Raw genomic sequence first — 14,220 nt, 5'->3', positions numbered from 1 at the left:
TTCTGTGTTTTCATCCGGGGCCGAAACCGCTAATCCCGTCGGATCGGATGGAAGAAGGGTGGCCCCATGACCACGATCAGGCTCTACAACACCAAATCGCGCCGCGAAGAGGATCTGCAGCCGCTGATCCCCGGCAAGGTGCGGATGTATGTCTGTGGTCCCACCGTCTATGACCGCGCCCATATCGGCAATGCCCGCCCGGTGGTGGTGTTTGACACGCTGTTCCGTCTGCTGCGCCATGTCTATGGCGCAGATGCGGTGACCTATGTCCGCAACTTCACCGACGTGGATGACAAGATCAACGCCAAGGCGGCCGAGACGGGCCGCCCGATCCGTGACATCACCGATGAAACCATCGGCTGGTATCACGCCGATATGGACGCGCTTGGCGCGCTGCGCCCCACCCATGAACCCCGCGCGACCGAATATATCACCCCGATGATCCGCATGATCGAAGGGCTGATCGCGCGCGGCCATGCCTATGCCGCCGAAGGTCATGTGCTGTTCGATGTCCGCAGCTTCCCGGGCTATGGCGCGCTGTCGGGGCGGTCTGTCGATGACATGATCGCGGGCGCGCGGGTTGAAGTGGCGCCCTACAAGCGCGATCCGATGGATTTTGTGCTGTGGAAACCCTCGGGCGATGATCTGCCGGGCTGGCCGTCCCCTTGGGGCCGCGGGCGTCCGGGCTGGCATATCGAATGTTCCGCCATGAGCCGCGAATTGCTGGGCGAGGCTTTTGATATTCACGGCGGCGGGATCGATCTGCAATTCCCCCATCATGAAAACGAAATCGCGCAAAGCTGCTGCGCCAACCCCTCGGGGCAATTCGCGAAGATCTGGATGCATAACGAGATGCTGCAGGTTGAGGGCAAGAAGATGTCCAAATCGCTGGGCAATTTCTTTACCGTGCGCGATCTGCTGGATCAGGGCTTCCCGGGTGAGGTGATCCGCTTCGTCTATCTCGGCACGCATTATTCCAAGCCGATGGACTGGACCGCCGACAAGGCCGCCCAGGCCGAGGCGACGCTGCGGAAGTGGCGCGCGCTGACCCGCGATGGGCAGCCGGGGCAGGTGGCAGATACGGTCGTGGCGGCGCTTGCGGGCGATGTGAACACAGCCGGTGCGCTGGCCGAGTTGCACAAGCTTGCCAATGCGGGCGATGCGGCGGGGCTTCTGGCCTCGGCGCAGCTGCTGGGCCTGCTGTTGCCCGAGATGGGCGCCTGGGCCGAGGTGACGGTGGATCTGTCCACCCATGCTGACCGTCTCGCCGCGCTGCGGGCCGAGGCGATGGCCAGCAAGGATTTCGCAGCGGTGGATGCGATGAAAGCCGCGCTGATGGCGGCGGGGGTTGAAGTGCGCATGTCCAAGGCCGGGGTTGAGCTGCTGCCCGGCGCGGGCTTTGACGCGGCGAAGTTGCCGGTGCTGTGATGGCCGCGCGCGTCTATCTGGACTGGAACGCTACCACCCCCCTGCGCCCCGAGGCGCGGGCCGCGATGATCGCGGCGATGGATGTGGTGGGCAATCCCTCTTCGGTCCATGCCGAGGGGCGGGCGGCGAAAAGCCTGATGGAGAAGGCGCGTGGGCAAATCGCTGCGGCGCTGGGGGCCGATGGGGCGGATATCGTCTTCACCTCAGGGGCGACCGAGGGCGCGGCGCTCGCCTGTGCGGGCCGAGGCCTGCACTGTGCCGATGTGGAACATGAGGCCGTCAGCGCCTGGTGTGCCGCCGATCTGGCGGTGGATGCGGCGGGGCAGGTGGCGGTGACCGACCCGCGCCAGACCGCGCTGCAAATGGCCAATTCCGAAACCGGCATCCTTCTGACCCTGCCCGAAGGTCTGGCGGTGAGTGATCTGACCCAGGCCTTCGGCAAGGTTCCTTTCGCCTTCAACTGGCTGGGCTGCGACATGGGCCTTGTTTCGGCGCACAAGCTGGGGGGGCCAAAGGGAATCGGGGCGCTGGTGCTGCGGCGGGGGCTGGATGTTTCGGCCCAGCTGAAGGGCGGCGGGCAAGAGATGGGCCGCCGTGCAGGCACCGAAAACCTGATCGGAATTGCAGGTTTCGCCGCCGCGGCCGAGGCCGCCGCGCGTGATCTGGCCGATGGGGTTTGGGAAAAGGTCGCTGAAATTAGAAATATTCTAGACTCAGCATTGTGCGCCGCGGCAAATGACACTATTTCAGTCGGAAAAGGCGCGTCGCGGCTTCCGAACACGCTTTGCCTCGTCACCCCCGGCTGGAAGGGAGAGACGCAGGTGATGCAGATGGATCTGGCGGGTTTTGCCGTTTCGGCAGGATCGGCCTGTTCCTCGGGCAAGGTTCGGGCCAGCCGCGTGCTGCGGGCGATGGGGTTTGACGATACGGCGGCCGCCTCGGCGCTGCGGGTGTCGATCGGGCCGGAGACGAAGGAAGAACAGGTGCTGCGTTTTGCAGATGCGTGGATCGCACAGTATCGCAAAGCGCGCGCGCGGATGTGAGAGGGGATAGGGCCATGTCGGCACTGGAAGAGATCGAGGTCCGCGACGGCGTGGATCGGGAAACCATCGAGACCGTGCAGGCCATGGCCGGCAAGTACAAGCACGGTTGGGAAACCGATATCGAGATGGAATATGCCCCCAAGGGCCTGTCCGAAGATATCGTCCGCCTGATCAGCGAAAAGAATGGCGAACCGGAATGGATGCTGGAATGGCGCCTGGCCGCCTACCGCCGCTGGCTGCAGATGGAAGAGCCGCGTTGGGCCATGCTCAACTACCCCGAGATCGACTATCAGGACCAGTATTACTACGCCAAACCCAAAAGCATGGCGGCCAAGCCCAAATCGCTGGACGAGGTCGATCCCAAGCTGCTGGCCACCTATGAAAAACTGGGCATCCCGCTGAAAGAGCAGATGCTGCTGGCCGGCGTCGAGGGGTCGGACGAGCCGCGCAGGGTGGCCGTGGATGCGGTGTTCGATTCGGTTTCGGTCGGCACCACCTTCAAGGAAGAGCTGAAGAAGGCCGGGGTCATCTTCTGTTCCATCTCGGAAGCGATCAAGGAACACCCGGAACTGGTGAAGAAATACCTCGGCTCGGTCGTGCCGCAGTCTGACAACTTCTTTGCCACGCTGAACAGCGCCGTCTTCTCGGACGGGTCGTTCGTCTATATCCCCGAAGGCACCCGCTGCCCGATGGAGCTGTCGACCTATTTCCGCATCAATGCGGAGAACACCGGGCAGTTTGAACGCACGCTGATCATCGCCGACAAGGGCGCCTATGTCAGCTATCTGGAAGGCTGCACCGCGCCCAAGCGCGACACCCACCAGCTTCATGCCGCCGTGGTCGAGATCGTCATTCTGGACGATGCCGAGGTGAAATATTCCACCGTTCAGAACTGGTATCCCGGGGATGAAGAGGGCAAGGGCGGTATCTACAACTTCGTGACCAAGCGGGCCGATTGCCGGGGCGCACGGTCCAAGGTGATGTGGACGCAGGTCGAAACCGGCTCGGCGATCACCTGGAAATACCCCTCGTGCATCTTGCGCGGGGATGACAGCCAGGGCGAATTCTATTCGATCGCCATCGCCAACAACGCCCAGCAGGCCGATACCGGCACCAAGATGATCCATCTGGGCAAGAACACCAAATCGCGCATCGTCTCGAAAGGGATCAGCGCGGGGCGGGCGCAGAATACCTATCGCGGTCTGGTGACCATGCATCCCAAGGCCACCAACAGCCGCAACTATACCCAGTGCGACAGCCTGCTGATCGGCGACAAATGCGGGGCGCATACCGTGCCCTATATCGAGGTGAAGAATAACTCTTCGCGGGTCGAGCATGAGGCGACCACCTCGAAGGTGGATGACGATCAGCTGTTCTACTGCCGGTCGCGCGGGATGGATGAGGAAGAGGCCGTGGCGCTGGTCGTCAACGGGTTCTGCAAGGAAGTGCTGCAGGCACTGCCGATGGAATTTGCAATGGAGGCCCAGAGCCTCGTCGCGATCAGCCTCGAAGGCTCGGTCGGTTAAGGTTCATGCCCTGAGCGGGCAAAGGGTATGAAGGACGGAAAAATGCTGGAAATCAAAAACCTGCACGTCAAACTTGAAGACGATGAGAAAGTGATCCTCAAGGGGCTGAACCTGACCGTGGAAACGGGCAAGGTCCATGCGATCATGGGGCCGAACGGGTCGGGGAAATCCACGCTCTCCTATGTGCTGTCGGGCCGCGACGGCTATGAGGTGACCGATGGGTCCGCCACGCTCGATGGTGTGGAACTCCTTGAGATGGAGCCGGAAGAGCGCGCCGCGGCGGGCCTGTTTCTGGCCTTCCAATACCCGGTCGAAATTCCGGGCGTGGGCAACATGACCTTCCTGCGGACCGCGGTGAATGCACAGCGCAAGGCCCGCGGCGAAGAGGAAATGTCGGCGGGCGAATTCCTCAAGGTCGTGCGCGAAAAGGCCAAGTCGCTGAAAATCGACGCCGAGATGATGAAACGTCCGGTCAACGTGGGCTTCTCGGGCGGTGAGAAGAAGCGCAACGAAATCCTCCAGATGGCGATGCTGGAGCCGAAGATGTGCATCCTCGACGAGACCGACTCGGGCCTTGATGTCGATGCGATGAAGCTGGTGGCCGAGGGCGTGAACGCGCTGCGGAACGAGGGGCGTTCGTTCCTCGTGATCACCCACTATCAGCGCCTGCTGGACCATATCAAACCCGATGTCGTACACATCATGGCCGATGGCCGCATCGTCAAGACCGGCGGGCCGGAACTGGCGCTTGAGGTCGAGAACAACGGATATGCCGACATTCTGGCCGAGGTGCTGTGATGGCGGTGACTCAGGCGAAACTTGACGCGGCCTCAGCCCGTCTGGCGGCGCTGGATGTGCCGGCGGGCGGCTGGATGGCGGCGGCCCGCAAGGATGCGGTGGCGCGTCTGCAGGCCATGGGTCTGCCCGGCAAGCGTGACGAATACTGGCGCTACACCGATCCGACCGCGCTGACGCAGGTTGCAGCCACTCCGGCAGCCCTGTTTGACGCCAGCGACGAAGCCCCGGTCTTCGACGGAATCGACCGCGTGCGGCTGGTCTTTGTCGACGGCGTTTTCGATCCGGCGCAGTCGGATGATCCGGCGGCGGCGGGGGTCGAACTCCTCAGCCGTCAAGGCGCCGAGATCCACTGGGCGCAAGGTCTTTACGGCGTGCTGGAAACCCGCGGGCAGACCCCGGTCGCCCGCCCGCTGGCCGCGCTGAACACGGCAGCGGCAACCGAAGGCGTGCTGATCCGCGTGACGGAGAAGGCCGCAAAGCCGATCAACCTGATTTATCTTCATAAATCAGAGACTTCGGACGCGATCCTTCATCATTGCGTGAAGTTGGAGGCGGGCGCCGAACTGACATTGCTGGAAAACGGCCCGGCGGCTGCGCGCTTCAACAAGGTGCTGGAGGTCGAGGTTGCCGATGGCGCGCGCTTCCACCACATCCGCGCCCAGGGCCGCGATCATCAGCGCCGTGCCGTGACGCATATCTTCGCGCGTCTCGGCGCGGAATCGCTGTTCAAAAGCTTCACGCTCACCGCCAATGGCGTGCTGACCCGCAATGAAGCCGTGCTGGAACTGACCGGTGATGATGCTGTCGCCCATGTGGCCGGGGCAGCCGTCGGTGATGGCGATTTCCTGCATGACGACACCGTTTTCGTCACCCATGCCGCCGAACGTTGCGAAAGCCGCCAGGTGTTCAAGAAGGTGCTGAAGAACGGCGCGGTCGGCGTCTTCCAGGGCAAGATTCTGGTCAAGCCCGGCGCCCAAAAGACCGATGGCTACCAGATCAGCCAGAGCCTGCTGCTGGATGAGGCGTCGCAGTTCCTCGCCAAGCCCGAGCTGGAAATCTATGCGGATGACGTGAAATGTTCGCATGGCTCGACCTCGGGTGCGATCGACGAAACGGCGCTTTACTACCTGCGCTCGCGCGGGGTGCCGTTGCGTCAGGCGCAGTCGCTGCTGGTGCTGGCTTTCCTTGCCGAGGCGATTGCCGAGATCGAGGACGAAACCATCGCAGAGGATGTGCGCGCCCGTCTCGAAGCCTGGCTTGCACGGCACGAAGGCTGATGCCCGTCGCGCCGGATATCCTTGAAAGCTATCGCCGCCCCAAGGCGGTGATGGCGCGCAAGCTTGCCGATGGCGTGCGCGAGGATCGCGCGCTTGCGACCGTGATGGGGGCAAGCCTCATCAATTTCGTGGCGCAATGGCCCGCCATGGCGCGGGCCGCGCATTTCGACCCGGCCACGCCGCTGGATGCCCGTCTGGGCGGTGCGCTGCTGGCCACGGTCTTCATGCTGCCGCTCTTTGCCTATCTGCTGGCGGCGGTGTCGCAGCTGGTCATGCGGCTGATCCGCCGGCCGATCACGGGCTTTGCCGCGCGGATGGCGCTGTTCTGGGCGATGCTGGCGAATGCGCCGCTCTTGTTGCTGAATGGTCTGGTCGCGGGCTTTCTGGGCGCGGGACCGGCACAATGGACGGTCGGCACGCTGACGCTGGCCGGGTTTCTCTATCTCTGGATCATGAACCTGCGCGCGGCGTCGGTCTGATCCCTTCCCTTGGGGGTGCTGATGTTCGACGTGGCAAAGGTGCGGGCCGATTTTCCGATCCTGTCGCGGCAGGTGAATGGCAAGCCGCTGGTCTATCTGGACAACGGCGCCTCGGCGCAAAAGCCGCAATGCGTGATCGATGCGGTTACGCAGGCCTATTCGCAGGAATATGCCAATGTGCACAGGGGCTTGCACTACCTTTCGAACCTTGCGACCGAAAAGTATGAGGCCGTTCGCGGCACTGTCGCCCGGTTTCTGAACGCGGATGAGCATGAGATCGCCTTCACCTCGGGCGCGACCGAGGGGATCAACCTTGTCTCTTACGCCTGGGCCGCACCGCGCCTTCAGGCCGGGGATGAGATCGTGCTGTCGATCATGGAGCATCACGCCAATATCGTCCCCTGGCATTTCCTGCGCGAACGGCAGGGGGTGGTGCTGAAATGGGTCGAATGTGACGCGAATGGGGATCTGGATCCGCAGGCGGTGCTGGATGCCATCGGGCCGAAGACCCGGCTGGTGGCGATCACCCAGATGTCGAACGTGCTGGGCACCGTCGTCGATGTGGCCGCAATCTGCCGGGGCGCCCGCGAAAAAGGGGTGCCGGTGCTGGTCGACGGTAGCCAGGGCGCCGTTCATATGCCTGTCGATGTGAAGGCGCTGGGGTGTGATTTCTATGCCCTGACTGGGCACAAGCTCTATGGCCCCTCGGGGTCAGGGGCGATCTTCATCCGCAAGGAACGCATGGCCGAGATGCGGCCCTTCCTGGGCGGCGGTGACATGATCCGCGAGGTGACGCGCGAGGCCGTAACCTACAACGACCCGCCCATGAAGTTCGAGGCCGGAACCCCCGGCATCGTGCAGCAGATCGGGCTGGGCGTGGCGCTGGAATACCTCATGTCGCTGGGGATGCAGAATGTGGCGGCGCATGAACGGGCGCTGCGCGACTATGCCCGGCAGCGTCTGGCGGGGCTCAACTGGTTGCAGGTGCAGGGCAATTCGGCGGGCAAGGGGGCGATCTTCTCTTTCACGCTGGAAGGGCCGGCCCATGCCCATGACATTTCGACCGTGCTGGACAAGAAGGGCGTCGCCGTGCGCGCGGGCACCCATTGCGCCATGCCGCTGATGCAGCACATGGGCGTGGGGGCGACCTGCCGGGCCTCTTTCGCGATGTATAACACGCTGGAGGAGGTGGACAAATTGATCGAGGCGCTGGAGCTTTGCCACGATCTTTTTGCCTGATTTCCGGTTGCAGGTCCCGCGTTCCTGGTCTATGCAGTCACCAACGCACCCATAGCTCAGCTGGATAGAGCGTTGCCCTCCGAAGGCAAAGGTCGCACGTTCGAATCGTGCTGGGTGCGCCAAAATTTCCGTTATCCTGACAAAGACGCGCCGCTTGTCGGCGCGTTTGTCGTTTTCTGACCTGCGGGCAGGGCGGCCAATTGCGGCCGCCCGGGACGTGGTCACACCCGCAGCGGGTTTGCCTTGGCCAGACGGTCGAAGGCCATCAGGCTGTCGATCACCGCGGGCATCTGATCCAGCGGGATCATGTTCGGCCCGTCCGAAGGCGCGGTATCGGGGGCCTCATGTGTTTCGATGAACACGCCCGCGATCCCGATGGACACCGCACAGCGGGCCATGACGGGCGCGAATTCGCGCTGCCCGCCCGAGCTTCCGCCCTGACCGCCCGGCTGCTGCACCGAATGGGTCGCGTCCATGATCACCGGCCAGCCGGTGCGCGCCATGGTCGGCAGGCTGCGCATATCGGCCACCAGGGTGTTGTAGCCGAAACTGACGCCGCGTTCCGTCAGCAGGATCTTTTCGTTCCCTGTCGAGGCGACCTTGTCGGCGACATTGGCCATGTCCCAGGGCGCAAGGAACTGCCCTTTCTTGATATTGACCACGGCCCCGGTCTGGCCGGCTGCCAGCAGAAGATCGGTTTGCCGGCAGAGAAAGGCGGGGATCTGGATCACATCCACCACATGGGCGGCCTCGCGCGCCTGACCTTCGTCATGGATGTCGGTCAGAACGGGCATGCCCATGGCGCGGACGGCCTCAAGCACCTTGAGGCCTGCCTCCATCCCCAGCCCGCGCCGCCCCTTGAGAGAGGTCCGGTTCGCCTTGTCGTAGCTTGCCTTGAACACATACTGCGCCCCGGAAGCCGCGCAGGCCTCGGCCATGCGGCCCGCAATCATTTGGGCGTGGTCAAGGCTTTCCAACTGGCACGGCCCGGCGATCACCAGCAGCGGCTGGTCATTGCTGACGGTCAAGCCGCCGATCTGGACATCTTTCATCGGTCGTCTCTCCTTATGCCGAGACCTGTTCGCGCAGGATGGCGACGGTCATCGAGATCATCAGGTAGATACCGCCAAAGATCAGAAGCGCAACCAGACTATATTCAAATGCGCGCGGGTAGCTGGGTTGATCGGGGGCAACGGGCGCCACCGAAACCGAGAGATAGCGCACCTGACGGTTGGCCTCGATCCGCGATGCCTCCATCGCCTGAAGCGCCTGGGCCAGCAGCAGACGGCGCGTTTCGACATCCGCCTGTGCGATCAGCAGCGCACCTTGCACGACGGCAATGCTTTCCTGCCCGTTGCCTTCCTCGGTCAGTTTGCTGCGCAGGGCGGCGATCTCTGATTCCAGCGCCGCGATCCGACGTTTCAGCGGATCCATCCGGGCCTTGTTCGGGCTTGCGTTGCTTTCCATCTGTTGCAGCGACAGCCGATCCGCCGTGAGCTGGTTTTCCAGATTGCCGATCTGCGAGGAAATCAGCTGAACCTCGACCTCCGAGCTCAGGACCTTGTATTTCTCCTGCAGCTCGACCACGCGGCGCTGCGCGTCGATCAGCTCTTGCTCGGCGGTCTTGTAGCTTTCGCGGGCGCCTTTCATCTGGTCTTCGCGCACGCGCTGCGTCAGGTGATCGACCTTTTCTTCGGCATAGCCGACCAGCGCCTGCGCGAATTCGACCGCCTTATCGGGGTCTGCGGCGATCACCTCCATCTTGATGATCCCCTCGCTGGGGTCATAGGCGATGTGGATGTTGCGCAGATAGGTCTTGTAGCTGGATTCCAGCGTTGTCTCCGGGTCGAGCCGCTGGATCGGGTCGATGTGGTCGCTTTCAAAATGGCTGCGGAAGCCATGTTCCTGATCAAGGCGCGCCATTGCTTCGCGCGATTGCAGGTAGTCCTGAACGGCGATCGAATCCTGCGAGGTGGCAAAACCGGTGCCTTGCAGCAGGCCCGCAAGACCACCCGCCCCGCCGCCAGACGGCGCGCCGGATTGTTGGATCACGAAGGTCGACTTCACCGAATAAAGTGGGGTCGCCACGAAGAAGTAATAAAAGGCCGTCAGGATCGTCGGCAGGCCGACAAAGAAGAACAGCCGCAGCGACAGCAGCATCGACTTGCGCCGACGGCGTTTCGCCAGATCGCGCTGGATGCGCATCACCTCGGAAATATGGCCCTGTTCGGCCCGCAGTTCGGTGGACGGCACCTGGATCGGCTTGATTGTCTGGGGCAGCTTGACCCCGTCCCCCCCCGGCGTGGTCGCGATCATCGTCCCGACCTCGGCCGGTTCGTCGCCACCGCTGCCGCCTGCGCCGGGCACAAGCTCCAGCAGGGTGGTGCGCTGGAAGGGATCCAGCCCCGCCTGCCGCAACAGCCGCACGGCATCGAAATCCGATGTGGCGGGCAGGTTGTGCTTTTGCGCCAGTCGCCGGGCAAGACGCAGCTGCCGCCCCGTCAGACCTTCGCGCCGGATGGCATCAAGATCGGCGCCGGGCACGCCGGTCAGCGGCGCCGGGGCTGCGACGGCTGGCGGCGGCTCTGCGGCCTTGGGTGGCTCGGGCTCGGTCTGATCGGGCTCCGGGGGCAGGAAGCTCTGGTTGCCGAAACCGTCTTCCAGCGGGGTGAACAGCGCCCCCTCGGCGGCCGGTTCGGGCCGATTGGGGGGCAGGGGCTCCACCGGGTCGGGCCGCCGGATGCGGAACCGCTTAGCTGTGAGCTTCGTAGTCATAAAGACGTTTCGCTTCTTCGAGGGTTTCGAACATGTAAAGTTGGCCATTCTTCAGAACGGCAGCAGATCGACAAAATTTTTCCAGCGTCGCGGCCTGATGCGAAACCACGACGATCGTGGCCTTGCGCAGCCGTTCCTTCAGGATGGCCCCGGCTTTGCGGTTGAATTCGACATCCGTGGTGGCGGGCATGCCTTCATCGATCAGGTAGATGTCGAAATCGAGCGCAAGCATCAGCGCAAAGGTGAAGCGCGATTTCATACCCGCGCTATAGGTGCCCAGCGGCATGTCGAAATATTCGTCCAGCCCGCAGAGCCAGCGGCAGAAGCTTTCGACATAATCCGGGTCCAGCCCGTAAAGCCGCGCGATGTAGCGGGCGTTTTCCGTGGCGGTGTGCTTGCTGACCACCCCGCCCATGAAGCCCAGCGGGAACGAGATGCGCGAGGTGCGCAGGATCCGTCCCTCATCCGGTTTTTCCAGCCCCGCCATCATGTTGATGATCGTGGTCTTGCCGGTGCCGTTCCGGGCCAGAATACCCAGCGAATTGCCCAGTTCCACCCGAAAGGAGGCGCGATCAAGGATCACCTTGCGCTGCCGTCCGGTCCAGAAGGACTTGCTGACATTTTCGAACTCGATCATCGGCGCCTCTTCGCCCCCGGGGGGAGCGTGCTGCTCTTCCGGTTGTTTCCACCGGATAGAGCAACTTCCTTAACACAGGGTCACTGTTTCACCAACCTGCGGGATAGCGGGTCATTGGGGCATGATTATGTCAGCGTGCATGATGGCAGCAGGCACCATCAACGCGGGCGTCTCCGCAAGAGCAAGAGCGCGACCGGCCCCATGAGAAGACTGAGCGCGAGGCCCAGCCGCGCAGCCTCGGCCATGGCGCCGCCGGGCATGGCGCTGTCAAGCGCCACCACCGGCACCGTGAACCCCATCCCGATCAGAAACGCGATACGCAGCATGTCGACCCGTGTGACGCCTGCAGGCAGCGGCAGCCCAAGAAGGCGCTGCGCGAGCACCACCCCCAGCCAGAGCCCCAGCGGCTTGCCAATCCAAAGCGCGGCCAGCGTCACCAGTGTGGTGGGGGCAAAGGCGCCAAGGTCGATGCCCCCGCGCGTCAGACCAAACAGGAAGAGCACCAGGATCAGCGGCTTGACCGCCAGATGCGCCAGCCGGTTCAGCGGGTCATGCAGATATTCCTCGGCCTCGGCAAACAGGCCGAAGGCGCGGTGTGCATGCGGAATGGCCGGGATGATCGGCAAAAGCCCAAGCGCCCCCGGCAGGCCCGCAGCGGCCGTGCCGATCCAGCTGATGGCGCCTGCGACTAGATAGGGCCAAAGATGCAACGCCTCTTGCCGTTCCCGTTCGGTGGTGCCTGCCGCATGGCGGCCAAAGGCGAACCAGACGCCAAGGCTGGCCAGCAGGGGCAGCGCCAGCCACAGCAGGCGCAAGGGTGCGGCCTGTGGCGCAAGCATCAGTGCCAGAAGCCCGGTCAGATCGGCGCCGATGGCGATCAGCAGCAAAAGATGCAGGGCCGGGCTGCCACGGCCAAAGACATGGCGACCCACCACATAGCTGAGGACCACGTCGCAGCCGATGGGCACGGCCCAGCCGGTGCCAAAGCTCGCCTCTTCGGCCGTCTCGATCATCGCTGCGACCAGCACCCAGACCAGCACAGCCCCCGCGACCGCGCCCATGGTGGCCAAGAAGGGCAGTCCGCCGCGACGGCCATGCAGCGCGCCGCGTTCCAGCATGTTCGCCTCCCACAGCTCTTTGCCCAGCAGGAAGAAGAACAGCGCCATCAGGCATTCCGATGTCAGCGTCATCAGCGTGACACGCACGTGATCGGCCACCATCCAGTCGGGGAACGGCAGGGGGATCAGCCGCGTTTCCATCGCATCATAATAGCTTGCCGGGTCCAGATTGACCCAGATCGTCGCAAGCACGCTGCCCAGCAGCAGCGCGCGGGCAAAGTGGCGGATGAAGTTCGAGACGCGATACATCGGCGCACCTGTGTCAGACGGCTGGCCCCGCATAGCCTTGACCGCAGGCGGGGGCAATGGCACCCGCAGAAGCGACGCGGGAAATCGCGCAGCGCCACGAAAAGGGGAGTCCGATGGAGGATATGGCCCAGGCCATTCGCAGCTGCCGCCTGTGCGCGGAACGCTTTGCGCAAACGGCCACCGCCCATGCGCCTCGCCCGGTGCTGTGGGATGGGGCACGGGCGCGGCTTCTGATCGCGGGGCAGGCGCCGGGGATGCGGGTGCATCTGTCGGGGCAACCCTTCACCGATCCCTCCGGCGACCGGCTGCGCGATTGGCTGGGGATCCGGCCCGAGGTCTTTTATGACCGCAGCCGGATTGCGATCCTGCCCATGGCCTTTTGTTTTCCGGGGCTGGATGTGCGGGGGGCCGATCTGCCGCCGCCGCCCCTCTGTGCCCGTACCTGGCGCGCGCCGCTTCTGGCGCAGCACCGCAAGCTGCGGCTGGTCTTGGCCATCGGGGCGCCCGCGATCCGCTGGCATTTGCAGGACCGCCGCCCCGTGACCGAGGTGGTGGCCGATTGGCGCCGCCTGTCGCAGCAGGGGATATTCCCCTTGCCGCATCCGTCCTGGCGGAATACCGGATGGCTGAAGCGCAACCCATGGTTTGCGACCGATCTCTTGCCCGATTTGCGCGCCGCCGTGCGCGCGGCCCTGACACCCGATGTACTGACACCCGATCCGGAGAGCCCGCAATGACGCCGCTTGATCTTGCCTATGAAGCCATGGCCGCCGCCGCCGAGGGCGACGACGCCCCGCGCCTGCGGTTCTATGAGCGGCTGGCGGACGGCGAGATGGTGCTGCTGCTGGAAACAGAGGCTGAGGGCGAGAACCTGACCCCGCGCGTCTTTGACCTGGAGGACGGGCCGGTCGTTCTGATCTTTGACACCGAAGAGCGGCTGGGGGCCTTTACCGGCATTGCCGCGCCCTATGCGGCGCTGCCGGGGCGGGTGATCGCGCAACTGCTCGCCGGGCAGGGGATCGGCCTTGGGATCAACCTCGGGGTGGCGCCGTCCTCGATGCTGCTGCCGCCTTTCGCGGTTGATTGGCTGGCCGAGACGCTGGCCCATGGCCCGGAAGAGGCCGAGGCCCGGCCCGAGCGGTTCGATCCGCCCAGGGGCCTGCCCGAGCGTCTGGTCGAAGGGTTGGATGCAAAGCTTGCCCGCGCGGGCGGGCTTGCGGCCCATGCGCTGCTGGCTGCGGTGACTTATACCGGGGGGCGGCAGGGGCATATGCTGGCCTTCATCGACGCGGTCGAAGGGGCGCAGGCCGCGCTGGCCCGTGCTGCTGCCGAGGCGCTGACCTTTTCGGGCATCGAGGCGGGAGAGATGGATGTGACCTTCCTGTCAGGGGCCGAGCCTGCCGCTGCCGCCATGGCCCGGGTGGCGCTGCGCTTTGATCTGCCCCAGCCCGTCGCCGAGGAACCCGCCGCCCCGCAGGCGCCGGGCATGAACCCCGACAAGCCCCCCGTCCTGCGTTGATCCCGCTTGCCAAACGGAGCCGCCTGCGGCGGCACGCCTTCAAGGTCGCCGCTGGCGCGGCTCCGGGTGCCTCCGGCGGGGATATTTGGACCAAGGTGAATGGGGTATTTTAATACCTATTTTGTAACCACT

The 14,220-nt window shown here is 64.1% G+C and carries 13 protein-coding genes and 1 tRNA gene; 10 read left to right on the top strand and 4 right to left on the bottom strand.

The window, feature by feature from the left end; all coding sequences use genetic code 11:
- Positions 1-66: 66 nt before the first annotated feature.
- The 8 genes from cysS (at position 67) to IE101_RS03100 (ending at position 7,912) form a co-directional block, all read left to right on the top strand.
- Positions 67-1,428 (top strand): cysteine--tRNA ligase, encoded by a 1,362-nt coding sequence (gene cysS, locus IE101_RS03135; RefSeq protein WP_189632322.1) that lies wholly within the window; start codon positions 67-69, stop codon positions 1,426-1,428.
- Positions 1,428-2,471, top strand: a complete 1,044-nt coding sequence (locus IE101_RS03130; protein ID WP_189632321.1) for a cysteine desulfurase family protein — start codon at positions 1,428-1,430, stop codon at positions 2,469-2,471. The genes cysS and IE101_RS03130 overlap by 1 nt, the downstream gene beginning before the upstream one ends.
- A 14-nt stretch (positions 2,472-2,485) precedes the next feature.
- Complete coding sequence (gene sufB / locus IE101_RS03125; protein ID WP_189632320.1) at positions 2,486-3,997, top strand: Fe-S cluster assembly protein SufB; 1,512 nt, start codon at positions 2,486-2,488, stop codon at positions 3,995-3,997.
- A gap of 42 nt (positions 3,998-4,039) precedes the next feature.
- Positions 4,040-4,795, top strand: coding sequence for a Fe-S cluster assembly ATPase SufC (gene sufC / locus IE101_RS03120; protein ID WP_189632319.1), 756 nt, complete (start codon positions 4,040-4,042; stop codon positions 4,793-4,795).
- The gene (gene sufD / locus IE101_RS03115) at positions 4,795-6,072 is read left to right on the top strand and encodes a Fe-S cluster assembly protein SufD (protein WP_189632318.1); all 1,278 of its coding nucleotides are present in this window, start codon (positions 4,795-4,797) and stop codon (positions 6,070-6,072) included. Before sufC ends, sufD begins: the two co-directional genes overlap by 1 nt.
- A complete protein-coding gene (locus IE101_RS03110; RefSeq protein ID WP_189632317.1) occupies positions 6,072-6,551 on the top strand; it encodes a YIP1 family protein in 480 nt (159 codons plus the stop codon). Before sufD ends, IE101_RS03110 begins: the two co-directional genes overlap by 1 nt.
- Positions 6,552-6,572: 21 nt before the next feature.
- Complete coding sequence (locus IE101_RS03105) at positions 6,573-7,790, top strand: cysteine desulfurase (protein ID WP_189632316.1); 1,218 nt, start codon at positions 6,573-6,575, stop codon at positions 7,788-7,790.
- 45 nt (positions 7,791-7,835) lie between these two features.
- Positions 7,836-7,912: transfer RNA gene (locus tag IE101_RS03100), tRNA-Arg, on the top strand.
- Positions 7,913-8,011: 99 nt separating this feature from the next.
- Here the strand turns inward: IE101_RS03100 and kdsA are convergent.
- The 4 genes from kdsA to IE101_RS03080 form a co-directional block, all read right to left on the bottom strand.
- Entirely contained in the window at positions 8,012-8,842 is an 831-nt protein-coding gene (gene kdsA, locus IE101_RS03095) for a 3-deoxy-8-phosphooctulonate synthase (RefSeq protein WP_189632315.1), read from the bottom strand.
- Between the two features lie 13 nt (positions 8,843-8,855).
- On the bottom strand, positions 8,856-10,565 hold the full coding sequence (locus tag IE101_RS03090; protein ID WP_189632314.1) for a KpsE/RkpR family capsule polysaccharide export protein: 1,710 nt from the start codon (positions 10,563-10,565) through the stop codon (positions 8,856-8,858).
- The gene (locus IE101_RS03085) at positions 10,543-11,202 is read right to left on the bottom strand and encodes an ABC transporter ATP-binding protein (RefSeq protein WP_189632313.1); all 660 of its coding nucleotides are present in this window, start codon (positions 11,200-11,202) and stop codon (positions 10,543-10,545) included. Before IE101_RS03085 ends, IE101_RS03090 begins: the two co-directional genes overlap by 23 nt.
- Before the next feature lie 158 nt (positions 11,203-11,360).
- Positions 11,361-12,569, bottom strand: a complete 1,209-nt coding sequence (locus IE101_RS03080; protein ID WP_189632312.1) for a Na+/H+ antiporter NhaA — start codon at positions 12,567-12,569, stop codon at positions 11,361-11,363.
- A gap of 113 nt (positions 12,570-12,682) precedes the next feature.
- On the opposite strand from IE101_RS03080, the gene IE101_RS03075 reads away from it, so the two are divergent.
- A complete protein-coding gene (locus IE101_RS03075) occupies positions 12,683-13,306 on the top strand; it encodes a uracil-DNA glycosylase family protein (RefSeq protein WP_189632726.1) in 624 nt (207 codons plus the stop codon).
- The gene (locus IE101_RS03070; RefSeq protein WP_189632311.1) at positions 13,303-14,088 is read left to right on the top strand and encodes an SseB family protein; all 786 of its coding nucleotides are present in this window, start codon (positions 13,303-13,305) and stop codon (positions 14,086-14,088) included. The genes IE101_RS03075 and IE101_RS03070 overlap by 4 nt, the downstream gene beginning before the upstream one ends.
- The last annotated feature ends 132 nt before the right edge of the window (positions 14,089-14,220 follow it).

This window comes from Gemmobacter lanyuensis (assembly GCF_014652355.1).
Classification (GTDB): domain Bacteria; phylum Pseudomonadota; class Alphaproteobacteria; order Rhodobacterales; family Rhodobacteraceae; genus Gemmobacter; species Gemmobacter lanyuensis.
The sequence above is the reverse complement of the archived record's forward strand: the minus strand, read 5'-3'. Positions and strand labels throughout refer to the sequence as shown.

Coding starts and splice junctions, on each gene's coding strand:
- IE101_RS03105 (WP_189632316.1), top strand. CDS start 6,573: ATGTTCGACGTGGCAAAGGTGCGGGCCGATTTTCCGATCCTGTCGCGG.
- IE101_RS03070 (WP_189632311.1), top strand. CDS start 13,303: ATGACGCCGCTTGATCTTGCCTATGAAGCCATGGCCGCCGCCGCCGAG.
- IE101_RS03085 (WP_189632313.1), bottom strand. CDS start 11,202: ATGATCGAGTTCGAAAATGTCAGCAAGTCCTTCTGGACCGGACGGCAG.
- sufD (WP_189632318.1), top strand. CDS start 4,795: ATGGCGGTGACTCAGGCGAAACTTGACGCGGCCTCAGCCCGTCTGGCG.
- IE101_RS03075 (WP_189632726.1), top strand. CDS start 12,683: ATGGAGGATATGGCCCAGGCCATTCGCAGCTGCCGCCTGTGCGCGGAA.
- IE101_RS03090 (WP_189632314.1), bottom strand. CDS start 10,565: ATGACTACGAAGCTCACAGCTAAGCGGTTCCGCATCCGGCGGCCCGAC.
- IE101_RS03130 (WP_189632321.1), top strand. CDS start 1,428: ATGGCCGCGCGCGTCTATCTGGACTGGAACGCTACCACCCCCCTGCGC.
- sufC (WP_189632319.1), top strand. CDS start 4,040: ATGCTGGAAATCAAAAACCTGCACGTCAAACTTGAAGACGATGAGAAA.
- IE101_RS03110 (WP_189632317.1), top strand. CDS start 6,072: ATGCCCGTCGCGCCGGATATCCTTGAAAGCTATCGCCGCCCCAAGGCG.
- sufB (WP_189632320.1), top strand. CDS start 2,486: ATGTCGGCACTGGAAGAGATCGAGGTCCGCGACGGCGTGGATCGGGAA.
- kdsA (WP_189632315.1), bottom strand. CDS start 8,842: ATGAAAGATGTCCAGATCGGCGGCTTGACCGTCAGCAATGACCAGCCG.
- IE101_RS03080 (WP_189632312.1), bottom strand. CDS start 12,569: ATGTATCGCGTCTCGAACTTCATCCGCCACTTTGCCCGCGCGCTGCTG.
- cysS (WP_189632322.1), top strand. CDS start 67: ATGACCACGATCAGGCTCTACAACACCAAATCGCGCCGCGAAGAGGAT.